The organism is Streptomyces scopuliridis, from assembly GCF_042790125.1.
Taxonomy (GTDB): domain Bacteria; phylum Actinomycetota; class Actinomycetes; order Streptomycetales; family Streptomycetaceae; genus Streptomyces; species Streptomyces scopuliridis_A.
Genome location: NZ_JBHTZS010000060.1, coordinates 1 through 5450, shown reverse-complemented (window position 1 = coordinate 5450; position 5450 = coordinate 1). Strand labels below are relative to the sequence as shown.

Annotated in this window: 5 protein-coding genes and 1 pseudogene; 1 reads left to right on the top strand and 5 read right to left on the bottom strand. The window is 71.0% G+C overall.

The annotated features are described in order from the left end of the window. Nucleotides 1-82: 82 nt before the first annotated feature. The 5 genes from ACFRKB_RS38480 to ACFRKB_RS38460 all read right to left on the bottom strand — a co-directional run bounded on the left by ACFRKB_RS38480 (nt 83) and on the right by ACFRKB_RS38460 (nt 4464). Nucleotides 83-904, bottom strand: a complete 822-nt coding sequence (locus ACFRKB_RS38480) for a carbohydrate ABC transporter permease (RefSeq protein WP_383111242.1) — start codon at nt 902-904, stop codon at nt 83-85. Continuing rightward, nucleotides 901-1740, bottom strand: coding sequence for a carbohydrate ABC transporter permease (locus ACFRKB_RS38475; RefSeq protein WP_383111241.1), 840 nt, complete (start codon nt 1738-1740; stop codon nt 901-903). Before ACFRKB_RS38475 ends, ACFRKB_RS38480 begins: the two co-directional genes overlap by 4 nt. A 148-nt stretch (nt 1741-1888) precedes the next feature. Then, entirely contained in the window at nt 1889-2902 is a 1014-nt protein-coding gene (locus ACFRKB_RS38470; protein ID WP_383111240.1) for a LacI family DNA-binding transcriptional regulator, read from the bottom strand. After that, on the bottom strand, nt 2895-3518 hold the full coding sequence (locus ACFRKB_RS38465; protein WP_383111239.1) for an HAD-IA family hydrolase: 624 nt from the start codon (nt 3516-3518) through the stop codon (nt 2895-2897). The genes ACFRKB_RS38470 and ACFRKB_RS38465 overlap by 8 nt, the downstream gene beginning before the upstream one ends. Before the next feature lie 88 nt (nt 3519-3606). After that, the gene (locus ACFRKB_RS38460) at nt 3607-4464 is read right to left on the bottom strand and encodes a helix-turn-helix transcriptional regulator (protein WP_383111238.1); all 858 of its coding nucleotides are present in this window, start codon (nt 4462-4464) and stop codon (nt 3607-3609) included. A gap of 97 nt (nt 4465-4561) precedes the next feature. Here ACFRKB_RS38460 and ACFRKB_RS38455 point away from each other — a divergent pair. Beyond that, nucleotides 4562-5041 (top strand): annotated as a pseudogene (locus ACFRKB_RS38455) (alpha/beta hydrolase); the annotation flags it as partial. Between the last annotated feature and the right edge of the window lie 409 nt (nt 5042-5450).

Below are 5450 nucleotides of genomic sequence, written 5' to 3'. Positions count from 1 at the left end.
GGGATGGTTTTTTTTAATATCACAATGTCTAGGTCTGGGCGGCCGGGTCTCCGGGGCCCGCCCCCCCCCGGCCGGACAAGACCTACGTGGTGACCCGTGCCGCCAGGCCCCGGACCAGGAAGCGCTGGCCGAACAGGACGAGGAGCAGGGTCGGCAGCAGGACCAGGAGGGTGCCGGCGTAGATGACGGCCGGTGCGGTGACCTGGTCGACGACGAGTTGGGCGAGACCGACCTGGATGGTGCGGCGCTGGGGGGAGTCGGTGATGAGCAGCGGCCAGAAGTAGCCGTTCCACGCCGACAGGGCGCACCACATCGCCGCCGTGATCAACTGCGGCCGCGCCATGGGCAGGACGACGAGCACGAGCGCGCGCAGGTCACCGCAGCCGTCCATGCGGGCGGCCTCCCAGACCTCCCGCGGCAGCGCGAGGAACGCCTGGCGGAGAAGGAAGACCGCATATCCGGCGGCCAGGTACGGGATGACGATACCGAGCACGGTGTCGCGCAGCCCGAGCCCGCTGACGAGCTGGAAGTTGGGGATCACCAGGCTCTCCCCGGGGAAGGCCAGGGTGGCCAGCACCAGGGCGAAGGCGAGGCCGCGGCCGCGCCAGCGGGGGAAGACGAGCGCGTACGCGGCGAGCGCGGCCGTGGCCAACTGGGCGGCGGCCTGCAGGGCGGTGACGGCCACGCTGACCATGTACTGCTGGGCGAGCGGCGCGGTGCCCAGGACTGTGCGCACGTTGTCCAGGGTGAGCCGGTCCGGCCTGGGGACGAGTCGGCCGGCGGCCACGTCGGCCGGGGGCAGCAGAGCGGTGACGACGGTGGCGTAGACGGGGAACGCGACGATCACGACCACGGCGCCCAGCCACAGCCAGCGCAGCAGCGAAGCCGCGTGACGGCGTGTCATGCCCACCTCCTCAGTACCCGGAACTGGATCGCGGTGATGAGCAGGACGAGGAGCAGCAGGACCACGGCCAGGGCCGAGGCCGAGCCGACGTGGGGGAGCGCTTCGCCGAAGGCGCGCTGGTACAGCTCGAAGACCAGCGTCGACGTCGCGTTGGCCGGGCCGCCCCGGGTGAGGACCTGGACTTGGGTGAACACCTGCAGTCCGCTGATGGTCTGGGTGACCAGGAGGAATATCAGGCTCGGCCGGAGCATCGGGATGATCACCGACCGCGCCAGCCGCAGCCCCGACGCGCCGTCCAGCGCCGCGGCCTCGATGACGTGCTGGTCGAGTTGGGTCATCGCGGCCAGCAGGACGAGGAAGGCGAACCCGAACTCGTACCATGCGGTGGCGATCGACACGGAGAGAACGGCCCATTCCGGAGAGCGCAGCCACTCCGGTCCGGTGAGCCCGACGTGGGCCAGCAACTGGTTGAGGGTTCCGACCGCCGGCGCGAACAGGCCCGCGAAGACGGCCGCCGACGCCGCCGCCGAGTACGCGAACGGCATGGACAGCAGCACCGACACCACGGCCCGCGGCCTCCGCGCGGCCCGGCGCAGCGGGAGCACCGCGGCGAGCGCGCCGCCCACGGAGAGCAGCACGCTGAGCCCGGCTATCACCACCGTGATGAGCAGCGCCCGGCGCGGCTCCGGATCGGTGAACAGCTCGGCGTACTGGCCGAGGCCGACGAACCGCGTCGGATCGCCCAGCAGATCGTTGCCGTACAGGCTCAGGACGACACCGCGGACGACCGGCCAGTACGCGAAGACGAGCAGCAGGCCGACGCACGGCAGGACCATGAGCGGACCTGCGAAGCCGCGCGGGAGCCAGACCCTGCGGCGTGCTGCGCCGCGGTGGAGTGGAACGTTCCCAATCATGTGTGGAACGTTCCCACTCGGGGTCCGGCGAACGCAGTAGCCTTCGGATGAACAATCCGCAAAGAGCGGGTCAGCCGGTTGGCGGAGCGGTCGTGCGGCCCACCACCAGCGTGCCGTTCAGCCTCTGGTGATGGTCGGGCGGCTGCTCGCCGTCGAGCAACCGCACGACGGCGTCCACGGCCCGGCTGCCGATGAGGTCGATCGGCTGGCGCCAGTGCGTCAGCCCGATCAGGGACGTCGTCAGGTCTCCGATGCCGTCGTAGCCCGTCACCGACAGCCGTTCGGGTACGGCCACATCCCGCAGGCGGAGTTGTTCCATCAGGGCGATCGCGTGCCGGTCGCTGGGGGCCATCACGGCGGTGATCTCGGGATGCCGCAGCACTTCGGTCGCCCACGCGCCGGCCGTCTCCCGATGCGGCCCCGGTATTTCGAGCACGCGCGCTCCGCGCTCCCGCAGGCGGCGGGTCATGGCCGCTGTCCGTGGCCCCAGGGTCACGGAGCCGCTGAACGGCACGGTGACCACCGCGACCTCACGATGCCCCAGATCGAGGAGGTGGCCCGCCAGCGCGGTGCCTCCCTCGTCCTCGTCGCAGTAGACACTGGTGATGCTCGGATGCGTTTCCGGCCGCCCCGCCACCACGGTGGGCAACCGGGCGGCGAACGGCAGGATCTGCTCGCTCGGCAGCAGCCCGCTGCACACGATCAACGCCTCGACCCGCAGCATCGCGAGGGTCTCCAACGCCCGGTACTCGTCGCTCACTTCGAACCCGCCGGAGCCCGTCGCGGTGACGACCCGATAGCCGTGGAACGCCGCGCGCTCCTGCATCGCGGTGAGAAGGTGACCGTAGAAGGGAGTCGCCGCGTCGCGGACGAACGCCCCGACGGTGTAGGTCCGGTGGGCGACCATGGCCCGGGCCACGGCATTGACGACGTAGCCCAGTTCCTCCGCGGCCCGCAGCACCCGCCGCCGGGTCTCCGCTCCTACGCTGCCGCGCCCCGAGACGACCCGGGACACCACCGACTTGGACACCCCGGCCAGCCGGGCCACGTCGATGATCGTCGGGTTGCGCGGCCGGTCAGCCATCGAACACACCCTCCCGGGCGAGCACATCCGCGGCCGTTTCGGCTCCCGTCCACAGGTGGGCGCGCCAGCCGTGGGCGCGGGCCGCCGCGACATTTTCCCGCCGGTCGTCGAAGAACACGACATCCGAGGAGGCGCGGCCGAGGCGTTCGTCCGCGCCCCGGTAGACGAGCGGGTCCGGTTTCATCAGCCCGAGATCGGAGGAGAAGACCAGTGTCTCGAAGAGGCCGCTCCACGGGGCCCCGCGGACCGCCTTCGCCAGCGAGGCCGGTGCGTTGGACAGGACCCCCAACGGTATTCCGTGGCCCGTCAGCCGGGTGAGCAGTTCGCCGGCGTCGGGCCCGAGGGCTGTCCAGCACTCGGTGTCGATACGGTCGAGCCGGTCGACCCATGCCTTGTTCAGCGGACGCCCCAGATCCTTTGCGATCCAGTGCCAGTACTCATCGGGAGAACCGCCCAGGTCGTAGGCGTCGCGGTAGGCCCAGTACGGGTCGGCGAGGTCGGATTCGGGCAGGTCGAGAGCAGCGGCCAGCGCGCCCAGGGCGCGGCCCGACGGGGCCAGGACGCCGCCGAGGTCCCATACGACGATGGTTGGCGATTCATTTTGGGAACGTTCCACAAGCGGGATGATAGCGGCTCTCCTTCGATGCCCGCCGCAACGCCCGCCGCAACGTCCGGAGCCACGCCGGGAGCGCCGACACCGCCCCCTACGCCCGTTCTCCGGCCCACTGGAGGAGGAAGCGCAGGGCCTGCCGGGACTCGGTGTCGTGTCCTGTGTAGGCGGCCAGGAGCTGGTCGCGGGCGGTGTCGACGGAGAGCTGCTGGACGTCGACCGTGAGGCTGCCCGCCGCGGGGTGGTGCAGGCGTTTGACGAGTTGACTGGGGCCCGCGACCTGGTAGTCGGCCCACCAGCGGCGGAAGTCCGGGTCACGGTCGTTCAGTTCGGTGATCAGGGCGGTGAGGTCGGGGTCGTCGCGATGGTGGCCCGCTTCCCGGCGCAGCACACTCACGCATTCCCGGGCCACCCGCGGCCAGTCCACGTACAGGGACCGGAACCCGTCGTCGAGGAAGGTCATCCGGATGATGTTGCGGTGTGGGACCGGCAGGGCCCGGAAATCACCCAGCAGGGCCGCCGCGGCGCGGTTCCAGGCCAGGATGTCCATGCGGCGGTGCAGGACGATGGCCGGGATGTCGTGCATGTTGTCGAGGAGCACTCGCAGCTGCGGGGCCACGTCGGGGCGGCCCGGAGCGCGGGCCGGGCTTTCCGCGGTGACGTCGGCCAGGCTGAAGAGGTAGTCGCGTTCGTCCGGTGTGAGCCGGAGCGCGTCGGCCAGGGAGTCCAGGACCGAGCGGGAGACCCGGCGGGTGCGGCCCTGTTCCAGGCGGACGACGTAGTCGAAGCTGACGTGGGCGAGGTGGGCGAGTTCCTCGCGGCGTAGGCCCGGCACCCGGCGCGGCCCCATGTCGCCGGGCAGGCCCGCTTGCCCGGGGTCGATTGCGGCGCGGCGGGCGCGTAGGAACTCGCCCAGCTCATTGCGGTCGGTGGAAGCACTGCGGTCGGCCATACGGCCAGTGTCCGTCGTGTGCGGTGCCGGCTGCCTGGTACTGGCTTCCATAGCTTCCCTGGTCTCTGGAACAGGTCTCGCGAGCCGGTGAATCTGGATGTGTGACCGGCTGACCCGCCCGGGTCCCGCAGTCCGCGGGACCTGGCCGGACCGGCCGATCCGGAATCCTGACCGCCTTGTGCAAGGAGCATCAGCGATGCGTACCGACGTCACCTTCGACAGCGCGGGCCTCAAGCTCGCCGGACATCTGTACACCCCCGACCAGCCCGCCGACGGCCCGCGTCCCGCGATCGTCGTCTCCCACCCCATGACCGGTGTCAAGGAACAGACCGCCGGCCTGTACGCCGAGCGGCTCGCCCGTGAGGGGTTCGTGGCTCTCGCCTACGACTCCGCGCACTGGGGCGAGAGCGAGGGGCAGCCGCGGTTCCTGGAGAACCCCTTCCAGCGCATCGAGGACATCAAGAACGCCGTCACCTTCCTCACCACCCGTGACGAGGTGGACGCGAACCGGATCGGCGCGCTCGGAATCTGCGCCGCCGGCGGCTACACGGTCGCCGCGTCCGCGACCGAGCGCCGGATCAGGGCCGTCGCCACGGTCAGCGCCGCCGACGAGGGAAGCTGGTTCCGGGACGGCCTGGCCGGCGGCCAGACACCGGCCGAACTGAGCGCCCTGCTGGACCGCTCCGGCGCCGCCCGCAGCGAGGAGGCGCGGACCGGCGAGGTGACCCGGATGCCGATCCACCCGGACAACCCCGAGCGCGGGGACGTCAAGCGCAGCCTGACCCGGCACGTGTTCGACGGCTGGGAGTACTACCGCACACCCCGGGCCTACAGCCCCCGCACCGAGAACTACTTCGCCCTGCGCAGCATCGATCTGCTGACCCAGTTCGACCCACTGATCGTGCGTCGCCTTCGTGATGCTGCCCGCCCACCGCGACGACGACCGTCCGGTCAAGGCGCGCTTGCGCTGTGCCCACTGATCGCTG

Bases quoted from the DNA above. Each gene is read 5' to 3' on its own strand.
- ACFRKB_RS38470 (WP_383111240.1), bottom strand. From the start codon at position 2,902: ATGGCTGACCGGCCGCGCAACCCGACGATCATCGACGTGGCCCGGCTG.
- ACFRKB_RS38460 (WP_383111238.1), bottom strand. From the start codon at position 4,464: ATGGCCGACCGCAGTGCTTCCACCGACCGCAATGAGCTGGGCGAGTTC.
- ACFRKB_RS38480 (WP_383111242.1), bottom strand. From the start codon at position 904: ATGACACGCCGTCACGCGGCTTCGCTGCTGCGCTGGCTGTGGCTGGGC.
- ACFRKB_RS38475 (WP_383111241.1), bottom strand. From the start codon at position 1,740: ATGGTCCTGCCGTGCGTCGGCCTGCTGCTCGTCTTCGCGTACTGGCCG.